Source organism: Acinetobacter sichuanensis, assembly GCF_003024515.2.
Classification (GTDB): Bacteria; Pseudomonadota; Gammaproteobacteria; order Pseudomonadales; family Moraxellaceae; genus Acinetobacter; species Acinetobacter sichuanensis.
In genome coordinates, this window is sequence record NZ_PYIX02000002.1 from 72432 (window position 1) to 93809 (window position 21378).

Consider the following 21378-nt stretch of genomic DNA (forward strand, 5'->3'; position numbering starts at 1 on the left):
TTTTTTCATTGATCTTATTTTTTTTCTAAAAAGTGATAAGCCAAAGATGCTCTACGCCAATTCGTCAACACACAGCCTAAATTTAAAATAATCAAAGCAATCAACATTACATAATCATGCTGCCAAAAGTACTGCTCAAATGCAGTGGCAATACATGCAAAAGTCAGTAATGCCATACGATGTTGTTTAGCCATAGGTCCTGTAAAATTTGCAGGTGCGCCAATCGACACTGCTAAAGTACGAATATAGGCTGTGAGCACTGCTAAAAGTGCGCCACACCAACCTAAAATATCACCGTAAGTGACACTCACGATAGAATAGCCCGCAGCAATAATAATCAAAGGATCTGATATTCGGTCAGGAATATCATTAAATAACTCACCAGAAGCAGTCGACTTTCCACCTTCAATTGCGACCAAGCCATCAAATAAATTACATAATAATCGACCTTGAATCAGCAAGGCCGCCAACACATATAATACAACCTTCTGCCCTCCACCATATTGCGGCACGATCAGCAAACAGATCGCTACAAATAGAGCAAAAACAATACTCAGCAAAGAAATGTGATTTGGTGTAATTGATTTTTGACTCAACCAACATGCAAATTGATTGACCAAACCCACACCACGAACTTTTAAGGGACGACGATTTTCAGGTGTACTTTGTTCATCAGTCATATCAATAGTCTCACCATCAATTTATTAAAAATTAAAGTTGTTTATAGAGTTTAAAATTCGTAAAAAAGGCAAAAAGTAATGCCACAGTTAAAGCAGGTGTAACTGTTTTTAAAATTGCAGGCGTCTGAATCAGATGATGTACTGTCAGCAAAAGACTTCCTGTCAAAAAAATTGTACAAATAGGAGGAAGTATCAGTTTAAACCACTTATTTTGATAAAAATTAAACTGCTTTTCCACTAAATGAGTAATAAATAATGTAATGACAAAACTACAAATACCTTGCGCTAAGCCTGAAATAATTCCTGATCTTAAATCACTTTGATTCAAATTGACATAAAATGACCATGATCCCCACAATAAAAAAGCAAAAAAAGCTGATAAAAAATTATAACGCTGCGTATTTTTAATTTTATTATTCATTAAAATCATCAGTCAATTGATTAAAAAATTACCTTAACTCTATTAGATTGCTCCTATGGATTCAATATGACTTATTAAGGTTTTTTGCTGTCTTTTATAGATGAAACATCATCATTATTTCTTTTACTTATTTTGGCAGTGGCTCTATACCTAGTGTATGAGAGCCATTTTATTCATGATTTTTTTGTTATTCTACTATGTCTGCCGCAGCTACAGCTTCAGAAGCTGCGGACTGTGGATCTTCTTCTGAATAATATTCTGCATCATCAGCCACAGCATCTGTATCGGCTTCGGGTTTAGAGTAAGAAAGATGATCTTCTGCCTCAAGTTGAATGCTTTGTAATTTTGCATCTAACTCTTTTTGATATTTTTCTAACTCAATATTACGAACAAAATTGAAATTTTCGGCTGGAATTTCCCAAATATAACGCTCCCCATCCATCAAAATATTCACTGCTATACGATGCGTTTGCCCTTCATACTCAACCTCAGCCAAACCTTTATATTGATTACCTGCTTGTTTAACAACAGTTAAATTTAAAACCTTAAAATGATAATCTTTAAACTGTGCTTGAGTATCAAATTCATTTTGGATTTGGGTTTTGACATCTTGAGCAATCTGATCGGTAGAAACAAAATAATTGCACCCTACTGCAAAAACAATAAACAAAGCTAAAAAAAATTGACGCATTTCCCCTCCAAATACGAAGCTTTTCAACTCGCAGTATGTCACGATTTAAATAGAAAATAGAATGCATAAAACCTGACGCTTGAGTAAATTCTCAGGCTTTATTTTTCTATTCGATATAAAGTCTATTTATTCTTTGCTGCTAATTTATCTAGTCTTTTTAAGACTTCAGCCACAGCAACCATCGCAAAACTAGATGTGACCACGACAGCCGAACCATAGCCACCACAGCGCAAACCTGCACTTGCACAGACATCTGCGCTAGAAAATGGATTATCAATCGAATAAACACAAGTAATACCAAACTTATCTTTTGGTTTTTTACAAATGCCCATGCCACGTAATTGTGTACGCAATTTTGCTAACATCGGATCTTGTTCAGTTTTCGATAAATCAGCGACTCGAATTTTCAATGGATCTAGTTTTCCACCTGCGCCACCCGACACAATCAATGGAATTTTATTGAAACGACAATGTAACATCAATGCCAGTTTAGCTTTGACATCGTCAATACAATCTAAAATAAGATCGGGTTTCTCAAGCAAAATTTCTTTAATATTTTCAGGAGTTAAATAGTCATCCACTAAATTTATTTTAATATGCGGATTAATTTGACGACAACGCTCTGCCATCACTTCAATTTTTTCATGACCCAAAGTCGAAGTCATCGCAGGAAGTTGGCGATTAATATTTGAAGCAGCAATCGAATCCATATCAACAAGTGTCAACTCACCAATCCCTGTACGTGCTAAAGCCTCTACTGCCCAAGAACCTACTCCACCAATTCCGATCACCATCACATGACTTTTTTCATAATATTGAAATTCTTCATCACCATAAATTTTGGCAACGCCTGCAAAACGGCGGTCATATTCATCATTTTGAAGTACATCTGTCATGGCTAAAATCTAAAATTTATAAAATCCTGCCCATTTTAACAAACTCAGCTTTAAGAAAGCTAATCCCATGCTTTAGGAAGCAGAATTGCATCCTGACGATTGTCTTTTAACACATAGTTTTTATGCTCACGAATCGGTTTTGTTCCCGTATCAGAAGCTGGAGAAAAATCGGCTTGATAATCATATTTTATTTGCCATGTATAAGGTTTTATGTACGCAATTTGAGTATCCAAACTATATTCATCATGGCATTTACCCTGACTTTCCTTATATTGCTGTTCAGAAAAACAAGCACGAATCATACGATACATTGACAATGGAATATTCTGGAAAACTTGTTGATATTGCCCATTATTTTTTAGCTGTAAGAAGTCAACGACTTCTTCTTGTAATCCACCACCTGAATAACCTTCTGACCATGTTTGAACAATTCCTAGAGCATAATCCTGTTCATTAATAGGAAATAACTTAGGAAAAATATACAGATGTTGATCTTCATTTTTTAGTGTGGAATCAGAAACTGCCCAACGTGCAGTTTGACTTTTTGGCTGATAAGTTGAAAAATCCCAACGTTTTTCGATGTGTAATTTGTTATTTACAAAGCCAAGTTGATAAAATTTTAAATGATCAATTAAATAATAGCGTTGCTGTGCGGTTTTATATAGGCTCCAAACAGGTTTATCACGACATTGTTGTGGCAGAAGGTAACATAACTGTTCCATCTGTTGTGTACTGATATTTTGCTTTTTGAGCACAATGTCTTGTGGTTTGGCAAAGCCAATATTTGGAGTCAACAATAGAACTAAAATGAAATGATGTAGTTTGCTCATTTACATACCTTTTATTATTTTTGGACTGAAATTAAATAAAAAAGCCCTACATTCAGCAGGGCTTAGAAAACTGACTTTTTTATGAAGCAATCAAATTGCGCAACACATAATGCAAAATACCCCCTGCTTTAAAGTATTCAACTTCATTTAAAGTATCAATACGACATAACACTTTAAATTGTTCAATTGAACCATCTACACGCTTTAATTCAACATCTAAACTTTGATGAGGTTGCAATCCATCCGACAAAGCTGTGATCGACAATTGTTCATGTCCTGTCAAATTTAAACTCTGCCGTGTTTGCCCATTAATAAACTGTAAAGGTAATACCCCCATTCCAACCAAATTCGAACGATGGATACGCTCAAAGCTTTCCGCAATGACAGCTTTGATCCCAAGTAAATTTGTGCCTTTAGCAGCCCAATCCCGTGATGAGCCTGTACCATATTCTTTACCTGCAATAATAATTAAAGGCGTATTTGTCGCTTGGTATTTCATTGCAGCATCATAGATTGCAAGTTTTTCTCCTGTTGGAATATAAAGTGTATTGCCTCCCTCTTCTCCACCGAGCATCTCGTTTTTGATACGAATATTGGCAAATGTTCCACGCATCATGACTTCATGATTACCACGTCGTGAACCATAAGAGTTAAAGTCTCGCGGTTCAACACCTTGCTCTTGTAAATAACGTCCTGCTGGGCTGTCTTTTTTGATATTTCCCGCAGGTGAAATATGGTCTGTTGTAACTGAGTCACCAAGTACAGCTAAAATATTTGCCGCAACAATATTTTCAATTGATTTTGCAGGCTGATCAATTCCTTCAAAAAATGGTGGATGACGGATATATGTCGATTTTTCATCCCATTCATACGTTTGGCTATCTGGAATTTGAATCGCTTGCCATTTTTCATCACCATCAAATACTTGGGCATATTCTTTATGATACATCTCAGTATTGAGTTGTTTTAAAACATCATCAATTTCTGCTTGGCTCGGCCAGATATCTTTTAAATAGATATGTTGACCTTGTGGGTCTATACCTAAAGGCTCTTGGGTAATATCTTTGCGAATTGTGCCCATTAAACCAAATGCGATCACCAAAGGTGGCGATGCTAACCAATTGGTTTTTACTAATGGATGTACACGTCCTTCAAAGTTTCGGTTGCCCGAAAGTACCGAAGCTACATTTAAGTCATAACATTGGATTGCATCTTCAATTGGTTTAGGCAGAGGACCAGAATTACCAATACATGTTGTACATCCATAGCCGACCAAGTTATAACCCAACTGATCTAAATAGGGTGTTAATCCCGCCGCAGCTAAATAGTCTGTTACGACTTTTGAGCCAGGCGCAAGTGAACTTTTCACCCAAGGTTTTCGCTGTAAACCTTTTTCAACTGCTTTTTTTGCCAAAAGTCCCGCAGCCAACATCACACTTGGATTTGAAGTATTGGTACATGAAGTGATGGCAGATATGACGACATCACCATCGACTAATGGATAACGTTTACCATCAATCACACAATGCGGTTCATCATTTTGTAAAGCAGACTGTTTCGCATCAACTGCTCCGCCTGCTCCGCCTTCATTCATCAGACGTTCTCTGTCTTCTTTAGCTGGCTTTAAATCAAGTGCAATCAAGGCATCAAATACTTGCGGAATATCAGCCAAAACCACCCGATCTTGTGGGCGCTTTGGTCCTGCAACACTAGCTTGTACCGTTCCCATGTCCAAACTGAGTACATCAGTAAAAATAGGTTCATCACCTGTATTGCGCCACAATCCTTGTTCTTTACAATAAGCCTCGACGAGTGCTATTCGGTCATCTTTACGCCCTGTGAGTTTTAAATAATCTAATGTAATTTCATCAACAGGAAAAAAACCACACGTTGCACCATATTCAGGTGCCATATTGGCAATAGTTGCACGGTCAGCCAAAGCTAAATCGGCAAGACCATCTCCATAGAACTCAACAAATTTTCCAACAACACCTTTTTTACGTAACATTTGCGTAATGGTTAAAACCAAATCTGTTGCCGTAATTCCTTCGCGTAATTTTCCTGTTAATTTAAAACCAATAACTTCAGGAATCAGCATCGAAATGGGTTGCCCTAACATGGCTGCTTCAGCTTCAATTCCCCCTACTCCCCAGCCAAGTACGCCCAAACCATTGATCATGGTGGTATGTGAATCTGTTCCTACTAAGGTATCTGGAAAAGCAAAACTCACGCCTTCACTTTCCCCTAACCAGACCGTTTGTGCTAAATATTCTAAATTGACCTGGTGACAAATTCCTGTTCCTGGCGGTACAACACTAAAGTTATCAAAAGCAGACTGCCCCCAACGTAGAAATTGATAACGCTCACCATTACGCTGCATCTCAATTTCCACATTTTCTTCAAAGGCTTGTGCTGTTGCAAAATGATCAACCATCACAGAATGGTCAATCACCAAGTCGACAGGAGATAAAGGATTAATTTTTTCAGGGTCAGCACCTGCTTTAGCCACAGCTGCTCGCATCGCTGCCAAATCAACAACAGCAGGTACACCTGTAAAATCTTGCATCAAAACTCGTGCTGGTCGATATTGAATTTCTTGATCCGATTTTTGGGTTTTCTGCCAATTGACCAGCGCTAAAATATGTTCAGTTTTAACTGTAATATCATCTTCAAATCTAAGTAGATTTTCCAATAAAACTTTAAGTGATTTTGGGAGCTGTGAAAAATCATCTAGCTGCTTTTGTGCCTCTTGCAGACTAAAAATCTGGTATTGTGCTGAACCGATATTTAAATTTTTCAATGCTTGGAAACTGTTTTTTTGACTATATTTGACCATAGGTCACTCCTTCGGCTAAACATATTTTTATTGCAGGGCAAGAAGTTATTATTCTAATGTAAGCCAATTCGGGCAAAGACGTGTTATTGATTGGTTAATTTTCTACCAATTTAAAATTTCTAAGCTGACAAATGTAAAGCTTGTAAGGAGTTTTCCCAAACGATTGGAGCAATCTGCTCAGGTGTACGGTTCAATGTTGCCGCCAAACCTTGCAGTACAAAAGTTAAGTTTGCAGGTGTATTGCGTGTGCGATGTTGCTGCAAACTTTGGCAGCATAATGGCGTCATATCAGGACAGTCTGTTTCTAATACTAAATACTCAACGCCTACAGCTTGCACAACGGCATGTAATTTTTTGGCATTAGGGTTGGTAATTTGCCCCGTAATTCCGAGTTTAAAACCCATTTTTATGAAGGCTTTGGCTTCTTCTATTCCACCGCTAAAAGCATGAGCAATCCCACCTTGTTTAAAGTGATGGTGTTTTAAAATCTGTAATACATCAGCATGAGACTTACGAATATGTAAAAGAATCGGTTTGTTAAATTGTTGTGCAAGTTCAATTTGTGCTACAAAAAAATCTTTTTGTTTTTGTAATAACTCAGGTTGTTTGTGTTGTTTTAAAAAAGTATCTAAACCTATTTCACCAATCGCAATACATTGCTCATTTTTTAATATCTGTTCTAAATTTAATAAATCAGAATCTTGATGTTGTTCAATATAAAATGGGTGTAAACCTGGTGCTAAATAGCTTTGTGGTGTATGGATCAGTCGATTTAAATAATGATGCGTATCAATTAAATTGGCAAAACGTTCTTGTACAAATCCAATTAAAATAAGACGCTCCACTCCCACAGCCTTTGCCTGATACGCAAGATGTTCTCGATCTATATCAAAATCTTCCACATCAAAATGTGTATGCGTATCAAACAAAGCCAATGGAGTCATTATTTTTTCGCTACAGGTAAAGCTGCTGATGCAGGTTGATCCACCAGTAATTCAGCAGGTAAATATTCTTTCTTTAAGACCGTTTTGAGTTGCTCATATGGAATTTCTAAACGTGGTAATCCTACGACATAAGGACCAATTTCATATTCAGCATATTGTAAAATTAAGCCTTGTTTACCTAAATAGAAATTATTTGAGAGCTTAAATTTCCAAACTTGCTCATATTCTTCTAGGCTATTGGCGAGTTTATTTATACTCACCCATGTTTTAAAAGTTTCATACGCCAATTTTTCGAGTTGTGCTTTCTGCCCTGACTCAATTAAATCATCTAAATTTACTTGTTTTTGATGTTTCAAATCAAAATTAAAATAAGTTTGGGCTGATGCACCATGTGCGCCACCTAAGTAACTACTGGTATTAAGCACAACTGTTGCTAAAGGCTCTTTGGAGTTTAAGATTTTAGGGCTTACAGAAACACTGATTTTACTACTTGCACCTAGACTTTCTAACTCCTGTTGCAACGCAGTAAAGGTTTTAACATAAGGTTTTAGTTGCTCTGCCATAGATTGCACAGGTGTTTTTGCTGCATTGGCTGCAATGACGCTGCTTGAGGCTTGTTGTTCTTGCTGTTCCTGCTGCTGCTCGGTTTTTTCTTTTTCAGCTTGTACAGTTTTACTTTGATGCGCAATATCCAAAATTTGTTCTAAATTTTTTAAAATCGCTTGGTCAATAATACTATCAACGACAAATTGATTGGTATGTAAGCGCTCTACTGAAAACTCAGGGCAACTATTTCCATTACATTCAGGTAGTTCAACAGCAATTTTTTCTGTTTCACCCTGTAAAGTCAGTGTTGTATCTTCAACTTCTGAGCTACTTTTTTGCTCAATCTTCTGTTCTTGCTCTTTTTTTTCAACTTTAGGCTGACAAGCAGATAATGCAAAAGTAACCATCAGTATGGACAAAGCAAGGGTGTGTTTCTGATTTAACATCTCATAAAACCTTCAACAAAATTGAATAAAGAAGCATGCTATTAGCTTATGCTTCCTCAGTACGCTGCTCAATCTTTATTTGTATCAATCCTTAGAACATTTGTTGAAAAATATCCGATTTTAAAACATCTTGCGTTTGCTGCTTTGAAAAATAAATATCAAGCTGCTTCGCATCTTTTTCAATTTCACCAGAACGATAATGCAAACCGATCCCCTCACCATCAAAAAACCAATCTGACTGTCCCCAATAAAGTTTTTTAGGCACGACTTTTTGCACTTCATGGTCTTGATCTTTTAACCATATTAGGTATTTTTCTTGTACCCAACTGTTCAGTTTATTTTGCTGATTTGGCTGAATAACATCTAAAATACTTAAACTTTTCTGAGTTTTACGATCAGCTACAAAAAAATATTGACGTTCTTTAACCGCAATTTCTGCCTGTTGAGTATTGACTGAAATTTGCAATAAAACATACTGATTTCGCTGCGATGCCATTCGTGTGCTTAAATGCAATTCATAGGCTTTATTTTTAGAAAATTCATCTTGCCATGCATCTGACTTTTTGACATAAGCATTAACCGCTTGTTGCAAAGTCATATTCTGTTTTAAACCAATCTGATCTTGGATGACATTTGCTTGATGCTGAGCAATCCACTGATTAAGCCATTGATCTTGAGTTTTAATGGTTTTTATTTCAATTTCAATACAATTTTTCTTTTCACAAAAAGGCACAGCATAGTCGGCTTTTGCCTCCTGAATATTTAAATAGGGTAAAACTTCTGCTTTTTCTACAGGCTTTTCTGGTGAAGTTTTTCCTTCAGCTTTTTTTTGTTCTTGTTCATGTTTATTATTTGAATCACATGCTGACAAAAATACACTGAGGCAAAGCATCAGCATAAATTTTTTTTGAATGTGCATTGCATTCCTCATGGTTGTCCTTCATTCAAATATATTTTGATCTAAAAAAAACAGCTTCACAAGGAAGCTGCTTTGATTAAATTTAGTTTTATTTCACAATCGAAAAATTAATGTTCACGTGTCGCACGGAATTCGATGTCAGGATAACGCTCTTGCATCAATTGTAAATTAACACGGCTTGGTGCTAAATACGTTAAATGACCGCCACCATCTACTGACAATTGATCATGTGCTTTTTTCTTGAATTCATTAAATTTCTTATCATCGCTACAAGACACCCAACGTACTGTATTGATACTCACAGGCTCATAAATACAGTCAACTTTGTACTCTTCTTTTAAGCGATATGCGACAACTTCAAACTGAAGCACACCAACAGCCCCAACAATCAAATCATTACTGTTTTGTGGCATAAAGACCTGAGTTGCGCCTTCTTCTGAAAGCTCCTTCAAACCTTTTTGTAATTGCTTAGATTTTAATGGGTCTTTTAAACGTACACGACGGAACATTTCGGGTGCAAAATGTGGAATACCCGTAAATTGTAATTTTTCACCTGAAGTAAAAGTATCACCAATCTGGATCGTTCCATGATTATGCAAACCAATAATATCGCCCGGCCATGCTTCTTCTAAATGCTGACGATCGCCTGCTAAGAAAGTTAAAGCATCACTAATTCGAATGTCCTTATCAATACGAACATGTTTCATTTTCAAGCCTTTTTCATATTTGCCTGAACAAATACGCATAAACGCAATACGGTCACGATGTTTTGGATCCATATTTGCTTGAATTTTAAAAACAAATCCTGAAAAACCTTCTTCCGTCGATTCAACCATACGTGCTTCAGTTGGATGCGCTTTTGGTGGTGGTGCATAATTACTAAATGCATCTAACACATGGTCAACACCAAAATTACCTAATGCTGTACCAAATAATACAGGTGTTTGACGCCCAGCAAGAAATTCTTCTCGATCCAAAGGCTCATTTGCCATTTGCACCAACTCTAAAGACTCTTCAAAAGCAGCCCATGCCAACTCACCTACTTTTTCACGTAAGTCAGCATGATTATAGCCATCACGTATTTCTATGTCGGTAATCGTTGAGCCAAAACCTGCTTTATAAACGTAAAATTTTTCTTCAATTAAATTAAATACACCTGCAAAATCACGTCCTGTACCTAACGGCCATGTCAACGGTACACATTTAATTTTGAGGACATTTTCAATTTCATCAAGAAGTTCTAATGGCTCACGAATCTCGCGGTCCATTTTATTTACAAATGAAATAATCGGTGTGTCACGCATACGACACACTTCCATCAGTTTGATGGTACGATCCTCGACACCTTTTGCCCCATCAATCACCATCAACGCTGAGTCAACCGCAGTTAAAGTACGATACGTATCTTCAGAGAAGTCTTCATGCCCCGGGGTGTCGAGCAGGTTAATCATTTTGTCTTTGAATGGAAATTGCATGACAGAAGTCGTGATCGAAATCCCACGCTCTTTTTCCATTTCCATCCAGTCAGATGTCGCACCACGATCTGACTTACGGCTTTTTACCATACCTGCAACTTGAATGGCTTGCCCCCACAACAACAGTTTTTCTGTCATGGTGGTTTTACCAGCATCGGGGTGGGAAATGATGGCAAAGGTTCGACGCGCCGCAACTTCTTTTGCTAATTGATCTTTAAACATACATTAAATCTTAAATTGATACACACAATTGCACTCAGCGTAAAATGACTGAGTTTGTGTGAAAGAAAATGAATTGAAAATTGGCGTAATTGTATATGAATACCAATCTGTCTGCTAATAAATTAGACGTCTTTCCTTGATCTCTGCTTATTTCTGTTATTTTAATGAACTTAGCTCAGCCCATATCAAGTTTTCAATAAGGCTCGAAAAAAACCAATAAATATAATAAAAAACCGTTATGAAACAAAATGATGTTGTTCTAAATTTTCAATAGGCAATGGCATACCTAATAAATAACCTTGTAGTTGTTGGCAACCTAATCGTTTTAAAATTTGTGCTTGTTGTTCTGTTTCTACACCTTCAGCAGTGACAATTAAGCCCAGTCGTACTGCTAAATGGATAATACTTTCTAAAATAATTTCATCTTTTGAACCATCAGATAAATTACGAATAAATTCACGATCAATTTTCAACTCATCTACAGGTAAATTCTTCAGATATAAAAAGCTTGAATGTCCTGTACCAAAGTCATCAATTGCCAATAAAATTCCTAAAGCTCTTAGATGTTCAAATGTTTGAATACTACTTTCAATATGATGCATGGCTGTAGATTCTGTAATTTCTACAATCAACTCTTTGGCTTGAATTTGATACTTTTGCATTAAATTATCTAAAGTTGTAATTAAATGCTTATGTTCAAACTGCATCGCTGACAAATTCACTGCAATTGGACAAAATGGCATTCCGCGTTGATGCCATGATTGCAACTGAATACATGCCTGTTCTAATGCCCAATATCCCATACGAATAATTAGACCCGTTTGTTCAGCCGCTTCAATAAATTTATTCGGTGCTAATAAACCTAAAGTCGGATGTTGCCAACGGATTAAAGCTTCTACACCACAAACATGATAGTCTGCGGTAAATTTAGGCTGATAATATAAAATAAACTGTTGTTCATCGACTGCCGCATATAAATCGTTGATCAATTTTGACTGATGGCGATGTTTAAAATAATGATCTGTATTTTGATTATAAATACAAAAAGTATTACGTCCCTGCTCTTTTGCTAACATTTTTGCAGTATCTGCATGGATCAATAAATCTTGTAAAGATTGCCCATGATCAGGATATAACACAATACCTAAACTGGCTGAAATATTGATTTGCTTTTCATCAATTAAAAAGCGTTGTTGAATCTTTTCTAAAATTTTTTCTGCAAGCGCTTCAAGTTTAACTTCTTTAATTTGTGGGACAATGACTAAAAACTCATCGCCGCCTAAACGCAATAAAGTTTGGCTATCATCTAAAACTGTTTGTAACCGTGTGGTCAATGCCACTAACAAATCATCACCAACCTGATGACCAAAATTATCATTTACCGCTTTAAAAAAATCTAAATCTAAATAGATCAAAGCAAATTTTTGATGACTTAACTTATAACGTTGAAAGAGTTTTTCAATATGATCTTCTAAAAATAGACGATTGGGTAATTTAGTCAAATTATCTTGAAATGTCAGATTTTCCAACTGTCGATTGGCGTTTAAAAGCTGCAAACTACGTTCTTCTAAGCGCCAATCTAAAATGGCAACGGCTAAAATTGAAGCAAAAATTAAAAAGCTAATAAATATAATCACAAATAAAGGAATACCTGAGCCTGTATGAAGATTATGAGCAAAACCTGATGAGCTTTCATCAAGATCATGTAAAGTAGCCGCACTTAAGCCAATAATATGCGTACTCACAATATTTAAGGCAATAATTGTAGAAATTGTTGTTTTATAAATTCTTTGATATTTGACGGTATGTTTATAGGTTGATGCCAACCAAAAAGAAAAACAACATCCCACAATTGGTGTCATGACAGATAAAAACACAAGAATCAAATCATAATGAATTTCATAATGAGGAATAATCAGCCCAAACATTCCCACATAATGCATGCCTGCAACCCCACATCCCATCACAATTGCCCCTAAAATAAGGCGAATAAAAGACGGTGTTGGTCGAGATGTTAACCAAATTGCAAAAAGACTTGATGCCGTAGCAATAAAATAAGAAAGTGCTAAAAATGCAAAATTAAAAGAATACTGAACAGGCAAGCTATAAGCAAAAATGACAACCAAATGCATAGACCAAATGCATAGACCAAATAGCATCCCGCTTAATATAAAAAGCATCAGCTGTTGATAACTATGTTTCAGTTTCAATACGATATGTTCTAGTGAAAAAGCAATATAACAAATCGCGGTGATAGCACAAGCTCCCCCTACGATTAAACTGCCATCATACCCAAAATAATTCATAAAAAATTATCTTCCATTCATGAACCTATTATTGTTATAAAAACTCTATAATGATTACAACGCAAAACAGTGTGAAGGTTCACCTTTTAAAGAATGTAAAATATATGGTTAAAATAGCATTATCTTATTGAAGGTCAAGTTATTCTTAACTTTTTAGACAAGAAAAAAGCATATCGTAATATGCTTTTAATATTTGATTAACATAGTGTTTAGACAAATTTACTTCTGCAAGCTTGCCAAGTCAATTAACACATTTGCCGCCTCAGTCACAAAAGTTTCTTCTTCAGGTAAAGCAGGTCTCTTATTCGCTTTCATTTTTGCACGTGACTCAGCCAGTGCATCTAAAGAAGCCTGATAACTTTCCCAATTTGGATATGCTTTTAAGCCTGTTTCAGCACGTCGTTTATTTTCCGCAGCCAATGTTTTTAACTCAAGAGTGTTAAGTTCTGCTTTACGTTTCTCAATATCTAAAACAACTTGTTTTTGATCTTTCGTTTGTTGAGCAATCGCTTTTCTTTCCGTTAAATACTGAAATTGTGGGTCTAAAGACACACGTGTTTGCGATTTTTCAGTTAATTGTGGCAAATATGGTTTAATCGAGCCTTCACGTTTAAATGGTGCTGTTGGAATCGTATCCCATTTCAAAGCATTTTTTGCTTTACGCTCACCAAATTCTTCATCATAAATATCAACCAGTTTAATATCTGGAATAACGCCTTTATTTTGCGTACTTCCACCTGTGATACGATAAAATTTACGTTGCGTCAGTGTTGCTTGACCATATGCCAAACTATCTAGTTGCACTTGTGCTGTGCCTTTACCCGTCGTTGTACTTCCTAAAACTACACCACGGTCATAATCTTGGATTGCTGCTGAATAAATTTCACTTGCCGAAGCTGAAGCAAGATTGACCAACACAGCCAACGGTCCTGCATAGGTTTGCGCACCACCATCGGTATCATCAAAGACGCTAACATTACCATTGCCATCACGAATTTGTACCACAGGTCCTTCTTTGACGACCTGTCCGATCATTTTCGCCACTTCTTCTAAAGAACCACCTGGATTATTACGTAAATCAATAATAATCCCTTCTACTTTATCATTGGCTAATGACTGTAAAGCTTTGTTGGTATCTTCAGCAACAGAACGATATTCATTACCAGCACGGCGAGCACGATAGTTCAGATAAAAAGATGGAATTTCGATCACACCAAATTTATGTTTAGCTCCATCACGGGTAACTTCTACAGTACGTGAGCGTACACCTGCATCTTCTTCCTGAATCACATCACGTGTCAAAGTCACAGTACGTGCCTGATTCATAGATGCACCTGCACCTAAAAGCTTAATCGTAACATTTGTACCACGCTTACCACGAATCAAACCAACGATTTCAGAACTTGGCCAACCAATGACATCAATCATTTTTTCGCCATCTTGTGCAACCCCAACAATACGGTCACCAGATTTGACTTGCCCTGATTTACTTGCTGGACCACCTTCTACAATGGTTTCAATTTTAGTGTAATCCTCATTACCACGCTCAGGACGAATAGACACCCCGATCCCTTCTAGCTGTAAGGTGGTTTGACGATTGAGTTCCATCGCATCTAGAGGTGGGAAATAATTACTATGCGGATCATAAGTCAACGTCATTGAGTTTAAGATTTTTTCTAAAACATCATCACTTTTGATCCGCCCAATACGCTCTAGCTGACGTGTATAACGCTTGGTCAATGTTTGAACAGGTGTTAAATCTTCAGATGCTGTTAGATCTTGCCCATTTGCTAATGAAGGATCATCTTTTAAGGCTTTCTGTTTCGCTTGCTCTTCTTGTTTCGTAATCGTCAAATTAATGAGCTGAGACACTAACATTTTATTCCAATATTGCTCTTGTTCAGCTTTACTGTTAAAAAATGGTGCTTTTTCACGATCCGTTTCAATATAAACATCTGGCTGATTTAAGTTTTGCGTCTTTTTCAGCTCAGCCAACATATAAGTATAAAATTCTTTTAAACGTGTACGATATTGTGCATGAATTGCATAAGCACCCGTCAAATCACCTGCTTTTAATGAAGCACCAAGCGTTGCACCGTACTGTTTTTTATATTGCTCAATTTCATTGGCTAAAAATAACGAATGGTCTGCGTCCAAACTGTCAATATACATATCTAAAATACGTGCTGATGTACTTGCATCTAAACGCATATTTAAATAATGCTGACGGTCAACCAAAGTCGCCAATTGACGAGTGACTAAAGCCTGATCTTGTGAAGGTTGAATGGAAGCTGAAACAGAAGCTGGTTCAGTTGCTGCAATAGCTTCTGTTATAGCATGGTTAAAAAATAAACCACCTGTTGCGATAGCAACTGCACATGCGATTGTTTGAAGTTTCATAAATTGTTTGTACTTCCTTGGATTTACCAATTTCAGCGCTGTTTTTTTGAAATGAATTCATGAGATTCAAAATCTTAAACAACTTTATCTGTTTATGTCGTGTAGTTTTATCATAATCTGTACTGACAAAATGTAGCAAATCATTGCAAAATTCGGTTATTGTTTCTTTTTTTAAATAAATACAATTTCGGATTTCCTATGATCGGCGCATTGATGCTTGACGTTGCAGGCACAGAACTTACTCAAGAAGATATTGAACTATTACGCGCTCCGCAAGTCGGTGGCATGATTTTATTTTCCAGAAATATCCAATCTCCTGCCCAAGTACGTCAACTCACTGACCATATGCGTCAAATTCGACCAGATATTCTCATCGCAGTTGATCAAGAAGGTGGACGTGTACAACGCTTAAAACAAGGCTTTACACTATTGCCAGCGATGGGTCATTTTGGTGAACTTTACTTAAATGCACCTGAAAAAGCACTCGACCTTGCAGAAAAATGTGGTTGGCTTATGGCAACTGAAGTTCTTGCTGTGGGTATTGATTTTAGCTTTGCACCTGTTTTAGATATAAATGCCATTAGCGATGTCATTGGTGATCGAGCTTTTGCACGAAATGTACAAGACATTGTCCCACTTGCAAGTGCTTTTATGAAAGGTATGCAACGCGCAGGCATGGCGACAACAGGTAAACATTTCCCTGGACATGGTTCTGTTAAGGCGGACTCACATGTCGCAGCAGCAATTGATTCACGTTCTTATGAAGAAATTTACCAAAATGACATGCAAAGTTTTATTCACTTACAGCCACAACTTGATGCACTGATGCCTGCACATGTCATTTATGAACATATTGATCCAAATCCAGCAGGTTTTTCACCATATTGGATACAAAAAGTTTTACGACAAGAACTCAAGTTTGATGGTGTACTTTTTTCAGATGACTTAAGTATGCAAGCAGCTTGTGTTGCAGGTGGTGCAGATGCACGTATTCAAGCAGCCTTAAATGCAGGCTGTGATATGGGCTTAGTGTGTAATAATCGTGAGTCTGCCTGTGTGGCTTTGGCTGGAATTGAAGATTTACCATTACCGAACCAAGAACGCTTAGAACGTATGCGTGGCAAAATTCCAAATATTCAAATCGGTGAACAATTAGATTTGGGTGAAGAATGGCAAACTGTCAGAAAAGTCATTGAAGAATTTAAAAATTCACTTTAAAACTAGAGGGGCATTTTTTATGTCCCTTTTTTTGATTTGAAATAGTCAAAATAACAACAATAAAGTTAAGGATAACCATGACTCAACAACTTTCTAAACATCGCCATATTTCATTTACAGCGCATTATACAGGGTATATTTGGTATCAAATGGGGATTTCTCACCCATTACTTGCAACATCAAAAGGAAAGTCACTCGCTTTTATTGCCAATCCTATTGAAACATGGGCAGAAAAGTATGTTGGGGGTAGCATGCGTACCACCTTAAAAGAACGTCACACTATGCTTGATGACACACTAAAACAATTAATTCATCAGTGTCCTGATCTACAAGTTTTAGAAATTGCTGCTGGGCTTTCACCACGCGGTTGGTGGTTTAGAAAACACTTTTCACATATTGATTATCGTGAACTCGATTTGCCTGACATGGCAAAGACAAAGCAAACAGCTTTACAACAAATTGATCCATCTAGCCCTCAAGTTTTATCCGTTGACTTATTTACTGAAGACTTTAAAAATGCATTTGCTGTCTTTGATCCACAGCGCCCTTTAGTGATTATTAGTGAGGGACTAATTAATTATTTTGAAAAAGATTTACTACAACAACTCCTAAAATCTATTGTGCATTATGGGCAAAATTTTAAAGCCTTACACTACTTGACCGACATTTATCCTGAACCTGTAAAAAATAAACTCGCAAGTGTGATTTGGAACAGCAGTAAATTACTAAAAGTGATTTCGCGCAGTGCTTTTAGTTTCCACTTTCAAAAACCTCAAGAAATCCAAGATTTTTTTAAAATAGCAGGTTTTACACAGGTCGAAGTGCTGCAACCACATGTTTATTTTCAACCACAACAATCTGCACAAATGAACTCAGAAGAACATTTAGGTGATTTAGTATGGATGATTCACGCTAAAACATAAAACTGTTTCCACTCAAAAAACCAGTCATTAAGACTGGTTTTTAAAAAAATTATTCAATTTCTTGTATAGGTGTTTGTAAGTTTAGCTTTTCTGCTGCAATAAACTTCAATAAACGATCAGCATTTTCAAAACTACCATGTTTGAATAAAGCGCGAATATTATTTTCATTTCTTTCAAAAATTAAACACTCAATCGCAAAATCACCTTGCTCATCATTTAAAATTAAAGCTAAATCACGTGTATTTTGTTCAGCAAATGCAGCATCTTCTGCACTCAGCATCATAGATAAGCCAAAATAATTTAAATCATTCACCACAACAGCAGCTTCATGCTGTAAATGACGATGAATGAGCTTACGAACAGGTTGCCCAATTTGGATGCGGTCTTCCCCACGGCGCTCCATATTTTGCATATCTTCACGGGTTAAGTTAATAATGCCGTCTAAACCATGAATCGATTCACCTTTTAAGTAGGTGGTAAATAAAGTCATGGTTTCTTTACGTCGTTGTAACTGAGGCACATGATCTGCATTAGCAATCATTGCAAACTGCATATCAGGACATTGCAACGCAAAATTCGCATTTTCATGAGGAAGTGTGAAACTATCATATTGCCCACATGCAACTAAGCTATTACATTTGGGTACAGGAACATTAGAAAGTCTTAACAGACGATAGCAATTGATTTCGTAACGCTCTTGTTCAGTCGCAGAAAACTCAGCCATTTGTTTAAAAAACAAACGCTTCGCTGTAGGTGACATGCGTGTTTTATCAAGCTTGGCATGATTGACTAAATATAAAATTACAGCTTGCCCAAACTCATCCATACGTTGCTCTTTCATGAGCATTAAGGATTCTTCAAGCAACATACGCCAACTTTTACGGGTCTTTTGCATTACTCCCATTAAAATCATTTTTTCAACTAGCTCAGGACGTTGCTCAACAAAAAAAGAAGCAATGACTGAACCAAGGGAAATACCGACAACATTGACCTTTGAAATACCAACAATATCAAACCACTGTCCCAACATCAGAGATAAGTCAGGAAGCTCTAAAGTACCTGCGGATAAACCTGTATCGACATTTGTAATTTGTTGATTTGCTCCCATAGATGGGAGATCGATTAAAATGACTGGACCGCTTTCAAAAAACTGCTCAACACAATATTTATATGAGTTAAAATTTTGAAAAGCTCCTCCGATAATTACAATAGGCGTATTATGTACTGTCCGAGGATCAGCAATTGCCATATATTCAATTTTCCAGCCGTCAATCCAAGTTGTACGTGCAGGTTGCTTGAAACTATTTTTATTGTAAATATCAAAAAAACCAAAACCCTTAAAGTTTTGATTTGATTCTGAGTCCATTTGGATAATGGAATTCATATCCTTCCTCCATCCTTGCTTTATTCTTTTAGTCTGCAAGATTTTTATTGCTCGCGTTGTTTTATCAAATCGTGATACCGACTTACTTTTGTATCATTTCAATGTCCTTATGGTTTCATTCTATACAAATATGTGAATTCTATGCAATTGCTCAAATGACCGCTTATCTTTTTTAAATGCTAAAAACATTGCAAAATATTTAAAAACGTTCATTTTACTTGCATTTTATTTTTTTATTTTCTCATCAGTCTTCCTTGCATTTGTATTGACTGCTACTATCAAAGAGAAATTTCTAGGTGGTCAATTAAAACGCTATGCAAGATTCTATTGAACAGTATATGCAAACTGTAGGGAAACAAGCCCGCCAAGCCTCACGCTTTTTGGCAGGTGCTTCTACACTTCAAAAAAATAATGCGTTATCTGCTATTTATACAGCTTTACAAAATAGCCAACCGCAAATTTTAGCTGCAAATAAAGTGGATATGGACAAAGGTCATGCCAACAATTTGGACAGCGCACTGCTTGATCGCCTAGAACTCAACCCCAAACGCTTTGTCGCAATGCTTGATGGCTTAAAAGACGTCATTGGTTTAATTGATCCGATTGGTGAGATTACAGATTTAGCTTATCGCCCGACAGGCATTCAAATTGGGAAAATGCGTGTGCCTTTAGGTGTGGTTGGCATGATTTATGAATCACGTCCAAACGTTACACTTGAAGCAGCGTCTTTAGCATTAAAGTCAGGCAACGCGATTATTTTACGTGGTGGCTCAGAGGCTATTCATTCCAACCAAGCAATCGCTGAAGCGATTCAACATGGTTTAAAAGCAGCTGGTTTACCTGAAACTTGTGTACAAGTCATTAATACAACAGACCGTGCCGCAGTAGGGCAATTGATTACATTAGCAGAATATGTCGATGTGATTGTTCCTCGTGGTGGCAAAGGTTTGGTTGAACTGATTACCAACGAAGCAACGATTCCTGTGATTAAACATCTAGATGGAAATTGCCATGTTTTTGTTGAAGCACAAGCAGACTTACATAAAGCTCTTCCAATTGCTTTAAATGCAAAAACACATCGTTATGGTGTTTGTAATGCCATGGAAACTTTATTGGTTGATGAAAAAATTGCCGAAGAGTTTTTACCACTGATTGCAGAACTGTATGCTGAAAAGCAAGTTGAACTCCGTGGTGATGCGGAAACTCGCCGTATTTTAGGTACTTCAGTAAAGACTGCAACTGAAGAAGACTGGTATGAAGAATATCTTGGTCCAATTTTAGCTGTTAAAGTTGTATCTGGTTTAGATGAAGCGATTGAGCATATTAATAAATATGGTTCACATCATACAGATTCAATCATCACTGAAAACTTCAGTTTGGCACGTCAGTTCTTAACACGTGTCGACTCAAGCTCTGTGATGGTAAATGCCTCTACTCGTTTTGCTGATGGTTTTGAATATGGTTTAGGTGCTGAAATTGGCATTTCAACCGATAAAATTCATGCACGTGGTCCAGTGGGTTTAGAAGGCTTAACCTCTCAAAAATGGATTGTTTTAGGCGATGGTCAAATTCGTCAATAAGTCAGTACATTGAAGTAAAACCGTTCATTTTTTAAAATTGGACGGTTTTTTATTTTTATGGCATTAAAAAATTACATTGCAACATAAAATTTTTCCTACAATAAAAATATAAACATAAAAAAGGAAAAAATTATGTTTTACGCCTTAATCATCATTACATTTTTCTTGGCATTACTGGTTTCGTTTATGGTCATGCGCATTTTTTCAGGCTCTATTAATGCCATTTTAGCGCGTATTATCAATGATCCAATCCATACAGCTTGGGCAAAATACACCAAATTTGCAGGTATGGTGGTGGGTACATCTTCAGGTATTCGTATTTATGATATGGAAAAATATATTAGCCCAATCACCTATACCAACGAGAAAGCACCAATCATTTTAAAACTCACCCAAGAACGTTGGTTTTTAGAGGTTTATCGAACCATTATTGAGACATTGCAAGGTTTGGCATGGATGATGCTCGTGTTTTTTATGGTGGCTTTAATTGCTTATGTAATTGTACGTTGGTCTGAAATTAAATATAAAAACTCATGAGACATACAAAATTTTTAACATAAAACTCAGCTAAAATGTATAAAAATCATGCTATGTTTAAAATAGATCATACTTTTGTACTGTACTATTTTATTTATAAATGAAATCTATCAACTGATAAATT

At 36.5% G+C, this 21378-nt stretch carries 16 protein-coding genes and 2 pseudogenes; 4 read left to right on the forward strand and 14 right to left on the reverse strand.

Annotated elements, in window-relative coordinates; genetic code table 11:
• Positions 1 to 14 precede the first annotated feature (14 nt).
• From C9E89_RS01765 to C9E89_RS01820, 12 genes are all read right to left on the reverse strand, one after another.
• A complete protein-coding gene (locus C9E89_RS01765; RefSeq protein ID WP_107006728.1) occupies positions 15 to 680 on the reverse strand; it encodes a CDP-alcohol phosphatidyltransferase family protein in 666 nt (221 codons plus the stop codon).
• Between the two features lie 31 nt (positions 681 to 711).
• Positions 712 to 1101, reverse strand: a complete 390-nt coding sequence (locus C9E89_RS01770) for a hypothetical protein (protein WP_107006930.1) — start codon at positions 1099 to 1101, stop codon at positions 712 to 714.
• 187 nt (positions 1102 to 1288) lie between these two features.
• On the reverse strand, positions 1289 to 1792 hold the full coding sequence (locus tag C9E89_RS01775) for a hypothetical protein (RefSeq protein ID WP_107006729.1): 504 nt from the start codon (positions 1790 to 1792) through the stop codon (positions 1289 to 1291).
• 122 nt (positions 1793 to 1914) lie between these two features.
• Positions 1915 to 2688: a tRNA threonylcarbamoyladenosine dehydratase gene (locus tag C9E89_RS01780; RefSeq protein ID WP_107006730.1), complete on the reverse strand. Its 774-nt coding sequence runs from the start codon at positions 2686 to 2688 to the stop codon at positions 1915 to 1917.
• A gap of 59 nt (positions 2689 to 2747) precedes the next feature.
• Positions 2748 to 3518, reverse strand: coding sequence for a hypothetical protein (locus C9E89_RS01785; RefSeq protein WP_107006731.1), 771 nt, complete (start codon positions 3516 to 3518; stop codon positions 2748 to 2750).
• Between the two features lie 79 nt (positions 3519 to 3597).
• Positions 3598 to 6354, reverse strand: coding sequence for an aconitate hydratase AcnA (gene acnA / locus C9E89_RS01790; RefSeq protein WP_107006732.1), 2757 nt, complete (start codon positions 6352 to 6354; stop codon positions 3598 to 3600).
• 119 nt (positions 6355 to 6473) lie between these two features.
• Positions 6474 to 7298 (reverse strand): TatD family hydrolase, encoded by an 825-nt coding sequence (locus tag C9E89_RS01795; RefSeq protein WP_107006733.1) that lies wholly within the window; start codon positions 7296 to 7298, stop codon positions 6474 to 6476.
• Complete coding sequence (locus C9E89_RS01800) at positions 7298 to 8290, reverse strand: RsiV family protein (protein ID WP_107006734.1); 993 nt, start codon at positions 8288 to 8290, stop codon at positions 7298 to 7300. The genes C9E89_RS01795 and C9E89_RS01800 overlap by 1 nt, the downstream gene beginning before the upstream one ends.
• 91 nt (positions 8291 to 8381) lie before the next feature.
• On the reverse strand, positions 8382 to 9209 hold the full coding sequence (locus C9E89_RS01805) for a hypothetical protein (RefSeq protein ID WP_107006735.1): 828 nt from the start codon (positions 9207 to 9209) through the stop codon (positions 8382 to 8384).
• 107 nt (positions 9210 to 9316) lie between these two features.
• Positions 9317 to 10906 carry a peptide chain release factor 3 gene (locus C9E89_RS01810; RefSeq protein ID WP_107006736.1) on the reverse strand — a complete coding sequence of 530 codons (1590 nt, stop codon included), beginning with the start codon at positions 10904 to 10906 and terminating at the stop codon, positions 9317 to 9319.
• A 236-nt stretch (positions 10907 to 11142) separates the two neighbouring features.
• The gene (locus C9E89_RS01815) at positions 11143 to 13212 is read right to left on the reverse strand and encodes a bifunctional diguanylate cyclase/phosphodiesterase (protein WP_107006737.1); all 2070 of its coding nucleotides are present in this window, start codon (positions 13210 to 13212) and stop codon (positions 11143 to 11145) included.
• Positions 13213 to 13431: 219 nt separating this feature from the next.
• Positions 13432 to 15612, reverse strand: a complete 2181-nt coding sequence (locus C9E89_RS01820; protein ID WP_107006738.1) for a carboxy terminal-processing peptidase — start codon at positions 15610 to 15612, stop codon at positions 13432 to 13434.
• 198 nt (positions 15613 to 15810) lie between these two features.
• On the opposite strand from C9E89_RS01820, the gene nagZ reads away from it, so the two are divergent.
• Positions 15811 to 16830, forward strand: coding sequence for a beta-N-acetylhexosaminidase (nagZ, locus tag C9E89_RS01825; RefSeq protein ID WP_107006739.1), 1020 nt, complete (start codon positions 15811 to 15813; stop codon positions 16828 to 16830).
• 77 nt (positions 16831 to 16907) lie between these two features.
• Positions 16908 to 17753 (forward strand): class I SAM-dependent methyltransferase, encoded by an 846-nt coding sequence (locus C9E89_RS01830; protein ID WP_107006740.1) that lies wholly within the window; start codon positions 16908 to 16910, stop codon positions 17751 to 17753.
• A gap of 49 nt (positions 17754 to 17802) precedes the next feature.
• Here the strand turns inward: C9E89_RS01830 and C9E89_RS24130 are convergent.
• Positions 17803 to 17994, reverse strand: a pseudogene (locus tag C9E89_RS24130) (alpha/beta fold hydrolase); the annotation flags it as partial.
• A gap of 98 nt (positions 17995 to 18092) precedes the next feature.
• Positions 18093 to 19137, reverse strand: a pseudogene (locus tag C9E89_RS01835) (alpha/beta fold hydrolase); the annotation flags it as partial.
• Positions 19138 to 19451: 314 nt separating this feature from the next.
• Between C9E89_RS01835 and C9E89_RS01840 the strand changes: the two are divergent.
• Together C9E89_RS01840 and C9E89_RS01845 are read left to right on the forward strand one after the other, a co-directional pair.
• Positions 19452 to 20717: a glutamate-5-semialdehyde dehydrogenase gene (locus C9E89_RS01840; protein ID WP_107006742.1), complete on the forward strand. Its 1266-nt coding sequence runs from the start codon at positions 19452 to 19454 to the stop codon at positions 20715 to 20717.
• 132 nt (positions 20718 to 20849) lie between these two features.
• Positions 20850 to 21254 carry a hypothetical protein gene (locus C9E89_RS01845; protein WP_107006743.1) on the forward strand — a complete coding sequence of 135 codons (405 nt, stop codon included), beginning with the start codon at positions 20850 to 20852 and terminating at the stop codon, positions 21252 to 21254.
• Positions 21255 to 21378: the final 124 nt, after the last annotated feature.

Bases quoted from the DNA above. Each gene is read 5' to 3' on its own strand.
- acnA (WP_107006732.1), bottom strand. From the start codon at position 6,354: ATGGTCAAATATAGTCAAAAAAACAGTTTCCAAGCATTGAAAAATTTA.
- C9E89_RS01795 (WP_107006733.1), bottom strand. From the start codon at position 7,298: ATGACTCCATTGGCTTTGTTTGATACGCATACACATTTTGATGTGGAA.
- C9E89_RS01805 (WP_107006735.1), bottom strand. From the start codon at position 9,209: ATGCACATTCAAAAAAAATTTATGCTGATGCTTTGCCTCAGTGTATTT.
- C9E89_RS01830 (WP_107006740.1), top strand. From the start codon at position 16,908: ATGACTCAACAACTTTCTAAACATCGCCATATTTCATTTACAGCGCAT.
- C9E89_RS01840 (WP_107006742.1), top strand. From the start codon at position 19,452: ATGCAAGATTCTATTGAACAGTATATGCAAACTGTAGGGAAACAAGCC.
- C9E89_RS01775 (WP_107006729.1), bottom strand. From the start codon at position 1,792: ATGCGTCAATTTTTTTTAGCTTTGTTTATTGTTTTTGCAGTAGGGTGC.
- C9E89_RS01800 (WP_107006734.1), bottom strand. From the start codon at position 8,290: ATGTTAAATCAGAAACACACCCTTGCTTTGTCCATACTGATGGTTACT.
- C9E89_RS01845 (WP_107006743.1), top strand. From the start codon at position 20,850: ATGTTTTACGCCTTAATCATCATTACATTTTTCTTGGCATTACTGGTT.
- C9E89_RS01815 (WP_107006737.1), bottom strand. From the start codon at position 13,212: ATGAATTATTTTGGGTATGATGGCAGTTTAATCGTAGGGGGAGCTTGT.
- C9E89_RS01810 (WP_107006736.1), bottom strand. From the start codon at position 10,906: ATGTTTAAAGATCAATTAGCAAAAGAAGTTGCGGCGCGTCGAACCTTT.
- C9E89_RS01765 (WP_107006728.1), bottom strand. From the start codon at position 680: ATGACTGATGAACAAAGTACACCTGAAAATCGTCGTCCCTTAAAAGTT.
- C9E89_RS01780 (WP_107006730.1), bottom strand. From the start codon at position 2,688: ATGACAGATGTACTTCAAAATGATGAATATGACCGCCGTTTTGCAGGC.
- nagZ (WP_107006739.1), top strand. From the start codon at position 15,811: ATGATCGGCGCATTGATGCTTGACGTTGCAGGCACAGAACTTACTCAA.
- C9E89_RS01820 (WP_107006738.1), bottom strand. From the start codon at position 15,612: ATGAAACTTCAAACAATCGCATGTGCAGTTGCTATCGCAACAGGTGGT.
- C9E89_RS01770 (WP_107006930.1), bottom strand. From the start codon at position 1,101: ATGAATAATAAAATTAAAAATACGCAGCGTTATAATTTTTTATCAGCT.
- C9E89_RS01785 (WP_107006731.1), bottom strand. From the start codon at position 3,518: ATGAGCAAACTACATCATTTCATTTTAGTTCTATTGTTGACTCCAAAT.